Genomic DNA, 14,814 nt, shown 5'->3' with positions numbered 1-14,814 from the left:
GACAGGAACCCGACCTTGACCGATCAGCCCCCCCTTCCCCCCGCCGTCGTCGACGCCTTCTGGCAGCGCTGGGGCAGCAACACCTTCCTCAGCGCGCAGGGCCTGGAGCTGGAACTCGCCGGCGTGGGGCGTGCCGTCGTGCACCTGCGCAAGCCCACCTTGATGCAGCGCGGCGGCGGCGGCTCGGCCGACGTGATCAACGGTGGCGTCATCGCGTACATGTTCGACGCCGCGCTCGGCTGCGCCATCGCCTCGGCCAACCTGGCGCGGCCCGAGATGCGCAGCATCGCGCCACACGAACTGCGCCAGTCGACCATCAACCTCGACATCACCTACGTCGATGCCGCCGCCGGCCCGCGCTTCGAAGCCCATGGCCGGGTCGTGCGCTCGGGGCGCAGCGTGGCCTTTGCCGAAGGCGAGCTGCGCGACGACCAGGGACGCGTCTGCGCCACCGCCAAGGGCATCTGGCGCGTCATGTGGCCGCAACCGGACGGCGCCGGCCGCTGAAACGGCTGCGCACGCCCTCCAACAACCGCTCGCGAAAGGACCTATCGGCATGAGCACGGACACCCTGCGAATCGGCTGCGCCTCCGGCTTCTGGGGCGACACCGAGTTTTCCGCTGCACAACTGGTCGAGCACGGCGACATCGACGTGCTGGTCTTCGACTACCTGGCCGAGATCACGATGTCTCTGCTGATCCGCGCCCGTGCGAAAGATCCGGCGCAGGGCTACGCGCCGGACTTCGTCGCCACCATGAAGCCCCTGATGAAGCAGTTGAAGGCGCGCGGCATCCAGGTGGTGGCCAATGCCGGCGGGGTGAACCCGTCGGCCTGCCGCGATGCGCTCGTCGCTGCGGCCGCGGCCGAGGGCGTGGACCTGAAGATCGCCGCCGTCCTCGGCGACGACCTGATGCCGCAAGTCGAGGTGCTGCGCGCGGCCGGCACGAAGGAGATGTTCTCCGGCGCAACTTTCCCCGCCAAGGTCATGAGCGCCAACGCCTACCTGGGCGCCTTCCCCATCGCCGCAGCGCTGTCCGCGGGCGCCGACATCGTGGTCACCGGACGCTGCGTGGACAGCGCGGTGACGCTGGCGCCGCTGATCGCGCGCTTCGGCTGGACCGCCGACGACCTGGACAAGCTGGCGCAAGGCAGCCTCGCCGGCCACCTGATCGAATGCGGCACGCAGGCCACCGGCGGCAACTACACCGATTGGGCCAGCGTGCCCGGCTGGGACGACATGGGCTTCCCGATCGCCGAGTGCAGCGCCGACGGCGGCTTCGTCATCACCAAGCCGCCGGGCACCGGCGGGCTGGTGTGCCCCTCCACCGTGGGCGAGCAGATGCTCTACGAGATCGGCGACCCGCGCGCCTACATCCTGCCCGACGTGGTGTGCGACTTCACCGACGTCACGCTCACGCAGGTGGGGCCCGACCGCGTGGAAGTGCGCGGCGCGCGCGGGCTGCCGCCCACCGACCAGGCGAAGGTGAGCGTCACCTGTGCCGACGGCTTCCGCGCGATGAGCCTGTTCATGATCGGCGGCATCGACGCCGGCGCCAAGGCGCGCCGTGTCGGCGCTTCGATGCTGGCGCGCATGCGGCGCAAGTTCGCCGAGCGTGGTTGGCCCGACTTCACCGAGGCCTGCGTCGAAGCCATCGGCGCCGAGGATACCTACGGCCCTCATGGCCGAGTGTCCGCGCGCGAGGTGATGCTCAAGGTGGGCGTGCGCCACCCGTTGAAAGACGCGCTCGAGCTGTTCTCGCGCGAGGTCGCGCCGATGGCGCTGATGTCCGCGCCGGCGATCACCGGCTTCACCGGCGGGCGGCCGAAGGTGCAGCCCGTGGTGCGGCTCTTCTCCTGCCTGGTGCCGAAGGCGAAGCTCGCGGTGAGCATCGACATGGGTGCGCAGAAGGTCGCCGCGCCCGCGCTGGCCGGGGTGCCCTTCGACGCCGCGGCGCTGCGGGTGGTGGATGGCCCGCTGCCCGCCGCCGATGCCTTCGCCCGCGGCGCACGCAGCGTGCCGCTGGTGCAGTTGGCCTGGGGCCGCAGCGGCGACAAGGGCGACGCCGCCAACATCGGCATCATCGCCCGCAAGCCCGAATACCTGCCCTTCATCCGTGCCGCCATCACCGAGCAGGCAGTGGCGCGCTGGTTCGCGCACCTCGTGCACGGCGAGGTGCGCCGCTACGATCTGCCGGGCACGCATGCGCTCAACTTCACGCTGCAGGAAGCGCTGGGCGGCGGCGGCATCGCCTCGGTGCGCATGGACCCGCAGGGCAAGGCCTATGCGCAAATGCTGCTCGACCATCCGGTGGAGATCCCCGCCGAACTCGCTCTCTGACCCCACCCGCCCTGCCCCGAAACCCCAAGGAGTGATCCATGAACGCCCCGACCACGCCGACCGGCCGCACCACCGCCTCCTCGATCATCCAGTCGCGCATCCGCGACATTCAGGAGGCCGCGCGCGGCGTCACCAAGCAATACCCACGCAGCTACATCCTGCAGTGCATCAAGGAAGACCGCTTCCCCGACGAGCTGTGGCGCGAGCTGGGCAAGTTCGGACTGCTCGGCCTGTCGATCCCCGAAGAGCACGGCGGTTCGGGTGGCGGCGTGCTTGAGATCACGGCGCTCAACGAGGCGCTGGCGCTGGCCGGCGTGCCGACGCTATTCCTGGTGGTCACGGGCCTGGGCCGGGTGCCCATCGTGCGCCACGGCACCAAGGAGCAGATCGCCAAGTACGTCACGCCCACCTGCACCGGCGAGAAGAAGCTGTGCTTCGCCATCACCGAGCCGAATGCCGGCACCAACAGCTTTGCGATGACAACGCTGGCCACATCCAATGCCGACGGCGGCTGGACGCTCAACGGCCAGAAGGTGTTCATCTCCGGCGCGCGAGACGCCGACTTCATGCTCGTGGTCGCCCGCACCACCAAAGCAGGCGAAGTGAAGTACCGCACCGACGGCATGTCGCTGTTTGTGCTGGACATGAAGACGCCGGGCATCAAGCTGCAGCAGCTCAACATCCAGGTCGAGACCGCCGAGCGCCAGTACATGGTGTTCTTCGACAACGTGCAGCTGCCCGCCGACGCGGTGATCGGCGAGCCCGGCAAGGGAGCCAAGCTGATGTTCGAGGGCCTGAACTCGGAGCGGCTGCTGGCCGCCGGCGCGGCGCTTGGCCTGGGCGACTACGCGCTCAGCAAGGCGGTGGCGTACTCGAAGGACCGCAAGCCCTTCGGCAAGCCCATCGGCAGCTACCAGTCGCTGCAGCACCGCATGGCCCTTGCCAAGGCCGAACTCGAAGCCGCGCGGCTGATGACCTACGACGCCGCCGACCGCTTCGACAACGGCGAGGACGCCGGCGCGCACGCCAACATGGCCAAGCTGCTGGCCTCGCGCGCCGCGGTGGCGGCCATCGAGGCCACGCTGCAGGTGCACGGGGGCTACGGCTTCGACCGCGACTACGACGTGGTGACGCTGTGGCCGATGACGCGCCTGCTCGAGATCGCGCCCATCAACAACGAGATGCTGATGAACTACATCGGCGAGCACGTGCTCGGCCTGCCCAAGTCGTACTGAGTGGCCGTGCCGAAACATCGAGCCGAGCGGGCTGGGCAGGCGCAGGCATCCGCGCCGCTGGGCATCTCCGAGGCCTGCAGGCGCGTCGGCATCACGCTGCGCGCCATCCGGCACTACGAATCGCTGGGGTTGGTGCTGCCGCAGCGAATGGGCGGTGCGCGTGTGTATGGCGCGGCCGAGCTTCGGACGCTGGAACTGCTGCAACGCTTCCAGGCCCTGGGGTTCTCTTTGCAGGAGTGCCGCATCGGACTGCATGGGTTGGGTCAGCCGACGTCCGGCCCACCCACCGATCCCGGAACCGGGCTGCAAGCCTTCGTCGATTCGTTGCAGCACCGCCGCGACGCGATTGGTTCGATGCTTGCGGAGCTCCGTGTCATCCGCGATGCCGCATCGGCAGCGCTGGCGGCAGGAGAACGGTGTTGAGCGAGGGGCCGCGCATGGAGCAGCACCTCCTGGTTGCCGGCGGTCGCAGCCTGGCGGCGACCGCCTGGGGCCGGATCGACAGTGAAGCGCCGGTGATCGTCATGATGCACGGGGGCCTGGACTGCACGAGCACCTGGAAGGACCTGCCCGAGGCCATTGCCCGGGCGAGCGGTCTGGCCGTGCTGTCCTACGACCGCTGGGGCTACGGCGGCTCGGAGGCCTACGTCGGTCGGCGCGAACGCTCCTATCGCTTCGAGGAATCGGGGCCTGTGTTTGCCGAGGTGCTGCGCCACTTCGGCATTCGGCACAGCGTGGTCTTCGGCCACAGCGATGGCGGCGCCATGGGCCTGCTCGCCGCCGCCGCCCACCCTGACGCGGTGCGTGGCGTTTGCGCCTGCTCGCCCACCGTGGCGCTGGACCTGCCGATGGTGCGGGCCATGGCCTCGGCGCGCCAAGCCTTCGAGCACGGCGGCCTGCGGGAGAAACTCGTTCGCCACCACGGCGACAAGACCGATGCGATGTTCTGGGCCTGGTACGAGCCCTGGGCCGACGAAGCCGCGGTCGCGTGGTCCATGGCAAAACAGGTGGCCGAAGTGCGCTGCCCGGTGGCCGCGCTGTTCGGTCAGGATGACGACTACGGCTGGCGTGCGAGCGCGCGGCTGCTGGTGGACCACGGCCGCATGCCGCTGGAGTTGACGGCAATCCCTGCGGTCGGCCACGATCCGCAGCACCGGGCGCGCGCCCAAGTGCTGGCGGCGCTGGCCCGCGTCGCTAGCGCGGCGGGCATCGCCATCGAGCGCTGATGCCTCGCGGACCTGCGGTCCGTCAGACGGCGCGCGGCACGTCACCCGCCAGCGTGATGCGGTGCATCACGCGGCGGAACCCGTGGTAGTCGTTGATCGGGTAATGCTGCGTGCTGCGGTTGTCCCATAGGGCCAGCGTGCCGGGCGCCCAGCGCACGCGGCAGGTGAACTCCTCCTTGCGCTGGTGCTCGTGCAGGAAGCGCAGCAGCGGCGCGCTTTCCTCCTCGGTCAGGCCAGCGAACTGCACAGTGTGCGCCACGTTCATGTACAGCGCGCGGCGTCCCGTCTCGGGGTGCAGCCGCACCGCCGGATGTTCGGCGCCGTAGACGCGGCGTTCGCTGCGGCCGGCTTCGGCGATACGGTCCTCGCGCGTGCGCGAGGTGTCGGCCTTGGCCGAGCTGTTGACGCAGCGCAGACCGGCCAGCAGCCGTTGCATGCCCTCGGACAGAGCTTCGTAGGCCGCCGTCTGGCTGGCGAAGAGGGTGTCGCCACCGTGTGGCGGCACCTCGCGCGCGAGCAACAGCGTGGCCATCGGCGGCTGTTCCAGGTAGGCGGTGTCGCTGTGCCAGACGCCGCCGAAGTTGACACGCTCGTGCTCGAGCTTCTTCACTTCGATGATGGTTGGCCAACCGTCGAGGCCCTTGACGAAGGGATACTCCACCGGCGTGCCGATGGTGGCGGCGAAGGCCATGAACTCGTCGCTGCTCAGCATCTGGCCGGGCAGCACGATCACGCCGTGCTCGAGCCACACGCGCCGCAGCTCGGCCGTCTGCGCCGCTGCAAGGGGCCGGCGCAGATCGAGCCCAGTCACCTCGGCGCCGATGGCTCCGGCCAGGCGCCTGATCTCCATCGCGGATTTCCCCATCGTCGCTTCGCCTCCAGAGCTCCGTATCGGCGTTCTACAGATCCGTTGCCCGCCCGCCCAGCAGCTGGCGTGCGATGGTGCGCCGCTGGATCTCGGCCGTGCCGTCGGGGATGCGCATCACACGCGCGAAGCGCCAGCCCTCCTCGATGCGCAGCTCGTTGGTCAAGCCCATCGCGCCATGCACCTGGATGCTGCGATCCATCACGCGACCGAGCATCTCGGTGGCGAAGGCCTTGACCATGCTCACCTGCGCGGTGGCCGCTTCGCCTCGGTCGATGCGCCAGGCGCAGTTCTGGATCATCGACTTGGCGGCGTAGATGTCCATCGCGCTGTCGGCCAGCATGAACTGGATCGCCTGATGCTCGGCGATGGGAACGCCCTGCGTCTTGCGCACCTTGGCGTACGCGAGCGCCTGGTCCAGCGCCCAGCGCGCCAGCCCCAGGCAGGTGGCTGCCATGCCGATGCGGCCGGCGTTCACGCCGTCCATCGCCACCGCCAGGCCGCGGCCCACGGCGCCCAGCCGGTGGTCGTCGGGCACGCGCACGCCGTCGAGCACCACGACGCCGGTGTCACCGCCCAGATGGCCCATGGTGTTGATCAGGCGCGGCACCGAGAAGCCAGGCGTCTTCGTGTCGATGAAGAACCCGGTCACGCCACCCTGGTGGCGGGCCGCAGCCTCGGGGTCGGTCAGCGCGAAGATCATCGCGTGGTCGGCGTAGGGCGAGTTGGTGATCCACTGCTTGGTGCCGCTCAGCACCCAGTGGTCGCCGTCGCGTACGGCGCGCGTCTTCATTGCGAACACGTCGGAGCCGGCATCGGGTTCGCTCAGGCCGAAGCACAGGGTCTTGTCGCCGCTGGCGATGCCCTCGCGATAGCGCGCGAAGGCGGCCGGCGCCAGCTGCCGCAGCACCGGCGACAGGCCATTGGTGAAGGGCGATGGCAGCACCACGGTCTGGATCAGCGGCCGGCCGGGTCCGAAGCGGTGGTTCAGCACCTCCTGGATGTGCGCCATCGCCTGCGCACCCAACCCCGCGCCGCCCAGCGCCTCGGCACCGAACAGGTTGTAGTAGCCCAGTTCCGCCGAGCGCATGCGGATGCGCCGTCGCAACACCAGCAGCTCGGGCACGAAGCGGCCATCGGGCTGGAATAGCGTGCGTTCGTTGGCGAGCACCGCGCGGTGCTCGTCCTCCAGTGGCAGCACTTCGCGCTCGACGAAGCGCAGCACCGCCTCGCCGATGGCCCGGGTATCCGCGTCGACTTCGAAATCCATGGCCGGTCTGCCGGGTCAGGCAGCCTTGAACTTGGGCAGCGTGATCTCGTCGGTGACCGCCTCGAAGGCCACCGCCACGCGCTGGCCGATGCGCACCGACTCGACGTCGTCGGTGACGATGTTGGTCATCATGCGCGCGCCTTCGTCGAGTTCGACCACCGCCACCACGTAGGGCGGGTCGGCCTTGAAGGCCGGGCCGGCTGGGCGCCGCGCCACCGTGTAGCTGTAGATGCTGCCGGTGCCACGGGCGTCGGACCACTCGAGAGCGTCGCTGTGGCAGTGCGGACACAGCGCGCGCGGGTAGAAGTGGTGACGTCCGCAGTCGCGGCAGCGCTTGAGGATCAGGCGGCGCTCCTTCAGCGCGGCCCAGTAGGGTGCGCTCTCGGGGTCGACGACGGGCAGGGGCTTCTCGTACATGGCAGGTGGTCCGATGTCAGTGCGTCGAAAGAATGCAGGTGGCGCCGCTGGAGAGCGTGCCGCCGGTGCCGTGCACCAGCGCGGTGGCGGCGTCCTGCACCTGCCGCGGGCCGCACTCGCCGCGCAGTTGCCGAACGGCCTCGATCAGCAGGAAGATGCCGTACATGCCCGGGTGCGCATACGACAGTCCTCCGCCGTTGGTGTTCATCGGAAACGCGCCGCCCGGCGCTGTGCGCTGGTTGGCCACGAAGGCTCCGCCTTCGCCCCGATTGCAGAAGCCCAGCGCCTCGAGCGTGAGCAGCACGGTGATCGTGAACGAGTCGTAGACCTCGACGACGTCGATGCCGTCGGGCCGCACGCCAGCCATCGCGAAGGCCTCGCGGCCGGCGATCTCGGCGGCGGTCAGGCGCGCGAGGTCGGGCATCGCAGCGATGGTCCAGTGCGTGTGCGCCTCGCCATAGCCACGCACGTGCACCGGCTTGCGGTGACCGATGGCGCGCGCGTGCTCGGCGGTGGTCATCACGACGGCGCCGGCGCCGTCGGTGACCAGGCAGGCGTCGAGCAGGTGCAGCGGGTCCGAGATCATCGGACTGGCCAGCACGTCGTCGATCGACAGCGGCCCGCGCATCGTCGCGGCCGGGTTCAGCGCCGCCCATTGCCGCGTGGCCACGGCGATCTCGGCCAGTTGCTGCGAGGTGGTGCCGTGCTCGTGCATGTGGCGCATGGCCGCCAGCGCGTAGCCGCCCACCGGCGTGGGCATACCCCAGGGCGTTTCGTACTGCATGGTCAGCACGGAGGGTCGACCGGCGAGGTTGCGGCTGGCCTCGCTGCGCTGCAGGCTGCCATACGTGATCAGCGCCACCTCGCAGCGCCCAGCCTCGAGGGCCGTGGCAGCATGCGCCACATGCGCCTCGAAGGCCGAGCCGCCGATGTTGGTGCCATCGACGAAGCGCGGCACGATGCCGAGGTACTCCGACAGCGTCACCGTGGCCAGCTGGCCCGGGCCCGGCACGCCCCACATGCCGGCGGTGAGCAAACCGTCCACCTCGCGCATGGCAATGCCCGCGTCGGCCAGCGCGTCGCGCGCGCACAGCGCCTGCGCCTGCAGCACCGACATCGACGCCGTCACCTTACCGTCCTTCAACGGCAGGTCGGCCACACCGACGATCACCGCCTCACGTTTGCCCATGACCGTGACTCTCCTTCACAATGGCCGTCGGCCAAACAACTGTTAGGTTGAAGTGTATGACGTCCACATCGTCCCGGCAATCGCCCCGGTCATCTCCTCCGCTCTCCGCCGCCATCGCACTGGTCACCGGCGCCACTGCGTACATCGGCCGCGCCATCGCGCTCGAGCTGGCGCGGCGCGGCGCCCACGTGGTGGTCAGCGGGCGCAACGCTGCCGCCGGTCAGGCGGTGGCCGACGAGATCGCCGCCGCCGGCGGGCGCGCCGAGTTCGCTGCTGCCGACCTGACCGATCGCGCCGCCGTGCAGGCGCTGGTCGGTGGCATCGTGCAGCGCCACGGCCGGCTGGACGTGCTGGCCGCCAGCGGCGCCGGCGCGAGCAGCGATTCGCTGGCCTTCAAGCTGTTCATGGACATGAGCGGCGAGGACTTCGACACCTACATCCGCTCGCACTGGCTGGCGCGCGCACACGTCATCCAGGCGGCCGCGGCAGCCATGCGCGCCACCCAGCACGGCAAGATCGTCGCCATCGGCACCGACGCCGGCCGCGTGGCCACGGTGGGCGAGTCGTTCATCGGTGGCGCCACCGGCGGCATGATGCAGATGTGCCGCGTGCTGGCGCGCGAACTTGGCCGCGACGGCATCCGCATCAACGCGGTGGCGATGAGCTACATCGCAGACGCCGAGCCGCGCTGGGGCGGCGCCTCGCCGGAGCTGGCGAGCCACGAGCGCGGCATGCTGCAGCAGTTGAAGAAGCGCATGCTGTTCCCGGTGTATTGCGCCGACATTGCGCAGGCGGCGGCCTTCTTTGCCGGGCCGGAGTCGGACGCGATCACCGGGCAGACGCTCAGCGTCAACGGCGGGCTGAGCACGCCGGGCTGAGCGGGGCGGGTAGCCGAGCGCCGGCAGCGTCGCTCAGCCGCCGTGCGCGGCCTTCACGGCTGCCCGGTCGATCGCGCCGGCGGCCGTGCGCGGCAGCCGCTCGACGAAGACCACGTGCTTGGGCTTCTTGTAGCGCGCGATGCGCTGGCCGACGAACTCGATCAGCGCCTCGCTCGCGACGCTCGTGCCCGGCGTGGCCTCGCAGACGGCCTTCACCGCCTCGCCCCACTGCGCGTCGGGCACGCCGAACACCACCGCGGCGGCCACCGCCGGGTGCTCGGCCAGGGTGCGTTCCACCTCGGCCGGATAGACGTTCTCGCCGCCCGGCTTGATCAGTTCCTTGGCCGGCGAGCGCCCCATGTACCAGAGGTAGCCGTCGGCATCCAGGCGCCCCATGTCGCCGGTGTGGTGCCAGCCGTTGCGCAAGGTGAACGCGTTGTCTGGGTCGCGCTGCCAGTAGCCCAGGAACACCATCGGCCCGCGCACGACGATCTCGCCGGTGGCGCCAGTGGGCAACGGATGGTCTTCGTCGTCGACGATGGCCACGACGTGGCCGTCCACTGGAAGCCCGGCGCTGCCCGGGCGTTCGGACAGGCGCGCCGTGGAGATCGAGCCCGAGGTCTCGGTCTGCCCGTAGCCCACCCAGAACTCGGCGTGCGGGCAAGCGGCGGCAAATCGCGCCAGCGTCTCGGGCGACTCCAGTCCGCTGACCACACGCAGCGCCTTCAGCGCCGACCCGGCCGCCGCCGCCGCGTCCAGCACGCCGGCCAGCATGGGCGGGAACGATCCCATCACGCTGCCGCCTTCGCGCTCGATCGCCTCCACCACCGCCTTCGGGTCGAAGCGCGGCAGCACGATCGTGGAGCCGCCGGCCGCCTGCAGTGCCATCCACATCGCGATCCCGGCGATGTGGAACAGCGGCAGCACACCCACATGCACGTCCTGCGGCGTCAGCCTCCAGCCCTGCGCGGCGCGTGCCGCGCCCTCGAGCAGGCCGCGGTGCGACAGCAGGGCACCACGCGCCTTGCCGCCGACAGCTGCGGTGTGGACGATCAGCAGCCCGGCGGGGTCGTCGATGACGGCCGGCGGTGGCGCAGCGCCATCCCGGTACAGCGTGGCCGCTGCCGGCCAGCCGGCCGCGTCGACCCCGGCGGAAAAGGTGCGCATGGCGGAGAGATCGGCGTTCGCCAAAGACGCCAGGAGGTCGGGCGCCGCGATCACCACCCGGGGCGCGGTGTCGGCCAGCACATGGGCCACCTCGTCGGCCGCCAGGCGCCAGTTCACCGGCACGACGATGGCGCCCAGGCGCGCAGCGGCGCCGAACAGGTCCAGGTAGAGCGCTCCGTTGTGGGCGACAATGGCGATGCGGTCGCCTGTGGACACCCCGGCGGCGGCCAGGCCGCAGGACAGCCGTTGCACACGCTGGGCGTACTCGGCGTGCGTCACGCGGACACCATCGGCTCTGTAGGCCGTGCGCTGCCCGTGGAGGCGGGCGTTGCGCTCGATGCGATCGAACAGGGTGAAGGAGCGAAGGCTCACGCGGTGCTCTCCTTGGGCGTTGCAGACGCTGCCGTGGCGCCCGCGCGGGCGGCGGGCATGGCGGTGTCGAGGAAGTCGATCAGGCTCGCCGTGAACACGTCGTTGGCGTCGCCGGCCACCATGTGGCCGGCCTGGGCCAGCTCATAGAAGCGCGCGCGCGGGAACTCGGCGCAAAAGCGCGCCGCCCCGGCGGCGCTGATGACGTCGCTGCGGCCGCCCCGCACCAGCGCCACCTGCCCGCGGTAGCGGGCGAGCGAGCGCGCGAGGTAGTCCGGGTCGTTGCGGTGGCTGTGGTTCTCGTCGTTCATGAGCCGCGGATCCCAATGCCACACCCAGCGCCCGGCGGCGTTGAGCCGCAGGTTCTTGCCAAGCCCGCGCGGATGCGCCTGCACCGGCCGGCCTCGGTAGGCCGCGATGTGTTGCGCCGCATCCTCGAGCGAGGCGAACCCGTCGGGGTGGGCGCGCATGAAGCCGACGATGCGATCGACCCCCGCCGATTCGAGCCAGGGGCCCACGTCCACCAGCGCCAGCGCGGCAACGGCCGGTGCATCGGCGCGGCCGACCAGCGCCATGCCGATCATGCCGCCGAGCGACGCGCCGACGATGGCCAGCGGCGAACCGAGGCCACCGCACAGCCGCGCCACATCGGCCGCCAGCTTGTCGACGTGGTAGTCGCCCTGAGGCGACCACGCCGATTCGCCATGGCCCGGCAGGTCCAGCGCCACCGCGCGCCAGCCGGCCCGCGCCAGCGCCAGCGCCGTGCCCTGCCAGGCATGGCGGGTCTGGCCCCCGCCGTGCATCAGCAGCACAGTCGGCGCCTGCTGCGGCCCGGCGACATCGGCCACCCAGGCGCCGCCGTCGAAGCCCGCAAACTCGACGCGCTGCGCCCGCGCCGCAGGCGCTTCAGTTGGCGGCGCCAGGGCTCACCTCCTGCTCGAAGTCGCCGCCGCCGGCATTGCTCATCCAGCTTTCGAAGGCCGGGTAGGTCTGCGCGAAGACGGCGAGCATCTCGCGCCGGGGAATGTCGGCAAAACTGCCGCGCTCGCGGATGTATTCCATGTGGCGGCGACCCTGCGTGTCGAACTCGTGGAAGATCGAATCGGCCGTGCCGTCGAACTCCAGCGGCTTGACGCCGGCCTTCTCGCACAACGCCACATTGAAGGCCGGCGTCGCCTTGACCCATTGGCCGTCGATCAGCAGTTCGGCGAAGCCGTGGAACGCGAAGACATCGGTCTTCATCATCTCCAGCAGCCGCGGGCTCGTCAGGTGGTTGCGCACGTCGGCGAAGCCCAGGCGCGCCGGAACGCCCATCGCACGCGCCGATGCCGCGAGCAGCGCCGCCTTGGGCACGCAGAAGCCGCGGCCGTTGGCGATGACGTGGCTGGCCTTGAGCCCCTGCTCCGACATGTCGAAGAAATACGGGTCGTAGCGAAAGCCGTCGCGCACCGCGTAGTACAGGCGCACGGCGATTTCGCGCGCGGGCATCGAGCTGCTCGCGTGTTCGCGCGCGAAGACCTGGACCGCGGGGTGATCGCTGTCGACGCAGCGCCCGGGCGCGAGGTAGAGGTCGGTGGAAGGGTTCGAAGCGCTGGACATGCGGGTGGGCGGCAAGCGATGGAGGGAGCCGGCGCAGCGCGGCTCGGCGCTGCCTATTCGACGCTGCGGGCAAACCCGTAGCGCATTGCAGCGACGATACCCGGCGCAAAGCGCTAGGATAGCATACCTATCGAACATTCGTTAGTTGCCTCACAGCTCAACTGGATTGCGATGCGCCCGTCGACACCCGCGTTCCCCCATCTGCTTGCCCCTCTGCAGGCCGGGTGCCACACCCTGCGCAACCGCACGCTGATGGGCTCCATGCACACCGGCCTGGAGCACCTGGATGCCAGCACGGCGCGCCTGGCCGCCTTCTACGCCGAGCGCGCGCGCGGCGGTGCCGGCCTGATCGCCACCGGCGGCTACGCCATGAACTCCGAGGCGCGGCTCGACGAACACGGGCCCATGCTGACCACCCCCGAGCAGGCCGACGCCTTGCGCCCGATCGCCGACGCGGTGCATGCCGAGGGCGGCAAGATCGTGCTGCAGGTCCTGCATACCGGCCGCTACGGCAAGATCGGCAATCTGGTCGGCGCCTCGGGCATCCCCTCGCCCATCAACCGCCGTGTGCCGCGAACGTTGGCCACGGAAGAGGTCTGGCGCACCATCGATGACTACGTTCGCTGTGCCGAGTTGGCCGTGCACGCCGGCTTCGACGGCGTGGAGGTGATGGGCTCCGAGGGCTACCTCATCAGCCAGTTCAGCACCACCCGCTGCAACGACCGCAGCGACGAGTTCGGCGGCAGCGTCGAGAACCGCCACCGCCTGCCGGTGGAGATCGTGCGGCGCACGCGCGAGCGCCTGGGGCCGCAGGCGCTGATCATGTACCGCCTGTCGGCGCTCGACCTGGTGGACGGCGGCGCGCCGGCCGACGAGATGATCGCGCTCGCCCGCGCCATCGAAGCCGCCGGCGCCGACCTCATCAACACCGGCTTCGGCTGGCATGAAGCCAAGGTGCCGACCATCGCCTACCTCGTGCCCCGCGCGGCCTTCCGCACCGTCGGCGCGCGCATCAAGCGCGCGCTGAAGATTCCGCTGATCCTGTCCAACCGCATCAACACGCCGGAGGTGGCCGAGGACATCATCGCGTCGGGCGACGCCGACATGGTGTCGATGGCGCGCCCCTTCCTCGCCGACGCCGATTTCGTGCGCAAGGCCGCGGCCGGCCGGCCGCAGTCCATCAACACCTGCATCGCCTGCAACCAAGCCTGCCTGGACTTCATCTTCATCGGCAAGCCCACGTCGTGCCTGGTGAATCCGCGCGCCGGGCGCGAGCTGGAGTTCGCCGCCATGCCCGCGCCGAAGGCGAAGCGCCGGGTGGCGGTGGTGGGCGCCGGCGCGGCCGGCCTGGCCTGCGCAGTCACGGCCGCCGAACGAGGCCACGCCGTCACCTTGTTCGAGGCCGGAGCGGCCATCGGCGGCCAGCTCAACCTGGCGCGCGCCGTTCCCGGCAAGGAAGAGTTCCATGAGCTGCTGCGCTACTTCGACACGCGCGTGGCCGAGCAGGGCGTGCAGCTGCGGCTGGGCGCGCGCCCGACCGCCGCGGAGATAGCCGCCGGCGGCTTCGACCGCGTTGTGGTCGCCACCGGCGTGCGTGCGCGCCGGCCCGACATCGCCGGCATCGACCACCCCAAGGTCGTCGGCTACGCCGAGCTGCTGTCGGGGCGCCGCACTGCGGGCCGACGGGTGGCCGTCATCGGCGCAGGCGGCATCGGCTTCGACGTCGCCGAATACCTGCTGCACGCCGAGTGCGATCCCGCGGCCCATCCGCAGGACCCGGGGCAGGCCCCTGAGCAGCCGGGTGGCGACGGCGCTGCGAACCAGTTCTTCGCCGACTGGGGCGTCGACGTCGCCGAGCAGAACCCGGGCGGGTTGCGCGAGCCGCATCGCCCCGCCCCCTGGCGCTCGGTGACGCTGCTGCAGCGCAAGCCCAACAAGCCCGGTGCCACGCTGGGCCTCACCACCGGCTGGGCGCTGCGCGCGCGCCTGGAGCAGCGCGGGCTGAAGGCGCTAAGCGGATGCACCTACGAGCGCATCGACGATGCCGGGCTGCACCTGCGCATCAACGGCGAGCCGCGGCTGCTGGAGGTTGACACGGTGGTCGTGTGCGCCGGCCAGGAGCCCGAGGCCGGATTGGCTGACGAGCTGCGCGCCCTCGGCGTCGAGCCGGCAGTGATCGGCGGCGCCGAGCTCGCGGCGGAGCTCGACGCGCTGCGGGCCATCGACCAGGGCACGCGCCTGGCCATGACGTTTTGAGTTTG

Annotated in this window: 14 protein-coding genes; 7 read left to right on the top strand and 7 right to left on the bottom strand. The window is 70.6% G+C overall.

What is annotated here, in order from left to right; all coding sequences use genetic code 11:
* Positions 1-15 precede the first annotated feature (15 nt).
* Genes HQN59_RS17410 through HQN59_RS17390 form a run of 5 tightly spaced genes read left to right on the top strand, consistent with a single transcriptional unit; the run spans position 16 to position 4,799 of the window.
* Positions 16-507 (top strand): PaaI family thioesterase, encoded by a 492-nt coding sequence (locus tag HQN59_RS17410; protein ID WP_176070384.1) that lies wholly within the window; start codon positions 16-18, stop codon positions 505-507.
* A 49-nt stretch (positions 508-556) separates the two neighbouring features.
* Positions 557-2,338 (top strand): acyclic terpene utilization AtuA family protein, encoded by a 1,782-nt coding sequence (locus tag HQN59_RS17405; RefSeq protein ID WP_176070383.1) that lies wholly within the window; start codon positions 557-559, stop codon positions 2,336-2,338.
* Between the two features lie 38 nt (positions 2,339-2,376).
* Entirely contained in the window at positions 2,377-3,573 is a 1,197-nt protein-coding gene (locus tag HQN59_RS17400) for an acyl-CoA dehydrogenase family protein (protein WP_176070382.1), read from the top strand.
* A 6-nt stretch (positions 3,574-3,579) separates the two neighbouring features.
* Entirely contained in the window at positions 3,580-3,996 is a 417-nt protein-coding gene (locus HQN59_RS17395; protein WP_176070381.1) for a MerR family transcriptional regulator, read from the top strand.
* 14 nt (positions 3,997-4,010) lie between these two features.
* Positions 4,011-4,799, top strand: a complete 789-nt coding sequence (locus HQN59_RS17390) for an alpha/beta fold hydrolase (RefSeq protein WP_176070380.1) — start codon at positions 4,011-4,013, stop codon at positions 4,797-4,799.
* Positions 4,800-4,821: 22 nt separating this feature from the next.
* On the opposite strand, the gene HQN59_RS17385 is transcribed toward HQN59_RS17390, so the two are convergent.
* Genes HQN59_RS17385 through HQN59_RS17370 form a run of 4 tightly spaced genes read right to left on the bottom strand, consistent with a single transcriptional unit; the run spans position 4,822 to position 8,540 of the window.
* Entirely contained in the window at positions 4,822-5,649 is an 828-nt protein-coding gene (locus HQN59_RS17385; RefSeq protein WP_246294996.1) for a TauD/TfdA dioxygenase family protein, read from the bottom strand.
* Positions 5,650-5,698: 49 nt separating this feature from the next.
* Positions 5,699-6,934, bottom strand: coding sequence for an acyl-CoA dehydrogenase family protein (locus HQN59_RS17380; RefSeq protein WP_176070378.1), 1,236 nt, complete (start codon positions 6,932-6,934; stop codon positions 5,699-5,701).
* A gap of 15 nt (positions 6,935-6,949) precedes the next feature.
* The gene (locus HQN59_RS17375) at positions 6,950-7,351 is read right to left on the bottom strand and encodes a Zn-ribbon domain-containing OB-fold protein (RefSeq protein WP_176070377.1); all 402 of its coding nucleotides are present in this window, start codon (positions 7,349-7,351) and stop codon (positions 6,950-6,952) included.
* Positions 7,352-7,367: 16 nt separating this feature from the next.
* A complete protein-coding gene (locus tag HQN59_RS17370; protein WP_176070376.1) occupies positions 7,368-8,540 on the bottom strand; it encodes an acetyl-CoA acetyltransferase in 1,173 nt (390 codons plus the stop codon).
* A gap of 56 nt (positions 8,541-8,596) precedes the next feature.
* Here HQN59_RS17370 and HQN59_RS17365 point away from each other — a divergent pair, with 56 nt between their 5' ends.
* The gene (locus tag HQN59_RS17365) at positions 8,597-9,418 is read left to right on the top strand and encodes an SDR family NAD(P)-dependent oxidoreductase (RefSeq protein ID WP_176070375.1); all 822 of its coding nucleotides are present in this window, start codon (positions 8,597-8,599) and stop codon (positions 9,416-9,418) included.
* A gap of 33 nt (positions 9,419-9,451) precedes the next feature.
* On the opposite strand, the gene HQN59_RS17360 is transcribed toward HQN59_RS17365, so the two are convergent.
* The 3 genes from HQN59_RS17360 to HQN59_RS17350 are packed head-to-tail and all read right to left on the bottom strand — an operon-like array spanning position 9,452 to position 12,553.
* Positions 9,452-10,957 (bottom strand): AMP-binding protein, encoded by a 1,506-nt coding sequence (locus HQN59_RS17360; protein ID WP_176070374.1) that lies wholly within the window; start codon positions 10,955-10,957, stop codon positions 9,452-9,454.
* The gene (locus HQN59_RS17355; protein ID WP_342451237.1) at positions 10,954-11,802 is read right to left on the bottom strand and encodes an alpha/beta fold hydrolase; all 849 of its coding nucleotides are present in this window, start codon (positions 11,800-11,802) and stop codon (positions 10,954-10,956) included. Before HQN59_RS17355 ends, HQN59_RS17360 begins: the two co-directional genes overlap by 4 nt.
* Positions 11,803-11,860: 58 nt before the next feature.
* Complete coding sequence (locus HQN59_RS17350; RefSeq protein ID WP_176070373.1) at positions 11,861-12,553, bottom strand: transglutaminase-like domain-containing protein; 693 nt, start codon at positions 12,551-12,553, stop codon at positions 11,861-11,863.
* A 171-nt stretch (positions 12,554-12,724) separates the two neighbouring features.
* Here HQN59_RS17350 and HQN59_RS17345 point away from each other — a divergent pair, with 171 nt between their 5' ends.
* Entirely contained in the window at positions 12,725-14,809 is a 2,085-nt protein-coding gene (locus tag HQN59_RS17345) for an NADPH-dependent 2,4-dienoyl-CoA reductase (RefSeq protein WP_176070372.1), read from the top strand.
* Positions 14,810-14,814 lie beyond the last annotated feature (5 nt).

The organism is Rhizobacter koreensis, assembly GCF_013366375.1.
GTDB classification, from domain to species: domain Bacteria; phylum Pseudomonadota; class Gammaproteobacteria; order Burkholderiales; family Burkholderiaceae_C; genus Schlegelella_A; species Schlegelella_A koreensis.
This window is presented reverse-complemented; position numbering and strand designations above follow the sequence as displayed.

Coding starts and splice junctions, on each gene's coding strand:
- HQN59_RS17365 (WP_176070375.1), top strand. CDS start 8,597: ATGACGTCCACATCGTCCCGGCAATCGCCCCGGTCATCTCCTCCGCTC.
- HQN59_RS17370 (WP_176070376.1), bottom strand. CDS start 8,540: ATGGGCAAACGTGAGGCGGTGATCGTCGGTGTGGCCGACCTGCCGTTG.
- HQN59_RS17350 (WP_176070373.1), bottom strand. CDS start 12,553: ATGTCCAGCGCTTCGAACCCTTCCACCGACCTCTACCTCGCGCCCGGG.
- HQN59_RS17400 (WP_176070382.1), top strand. CDS start 2,377: ATGAACGCCCCGACCACGCCGACCGGCCGCACCACCGCCTCCTCGATC.
- HQN59_RS17405 (WP_176070383.1), top strand. CDS start 557: ATGAGCACGGACACCCTGCGAATCGGCTGCGCCTCCGGCTTCTGGGGC.
- HQN59_RS17385 (WP_246294996.1), bottom strand. CDS start 5,649: ATGGAGATCAGGCGCCTGGCCGGAGCCATCGGCGCCGAGGTGACTGGG.
- HQN59_RS17390 (WP_176070380.1), top strand. CDS start 4,011: ATGGAGCAGCACCTCCTGGTTGCCGGCGGTCGCAGCCTGGCGGCGACC.
- HQN59_RS17345 (WP_176070372.1), top strand. CDS start 12,725: ATGCGCCCGTCGACACCCGCGTTCCCCCATCTGCTTGCCCCTCTGCAG.
- HQN59_RS17380 (WP_176070378.1), bottom strand. CDS start 6,934: ATGGATTTCGAAGTCGACGCGGATACCCGGGCCATCGGCGAGGCGGTG.
- HQN59_RS17375 (WP_176070377.1), bottom strand. CDS start 7,351: ATGTACGAGAAGCCCCTGCCCGTCGTCGACCCCGAGAGCGCACCCTAC.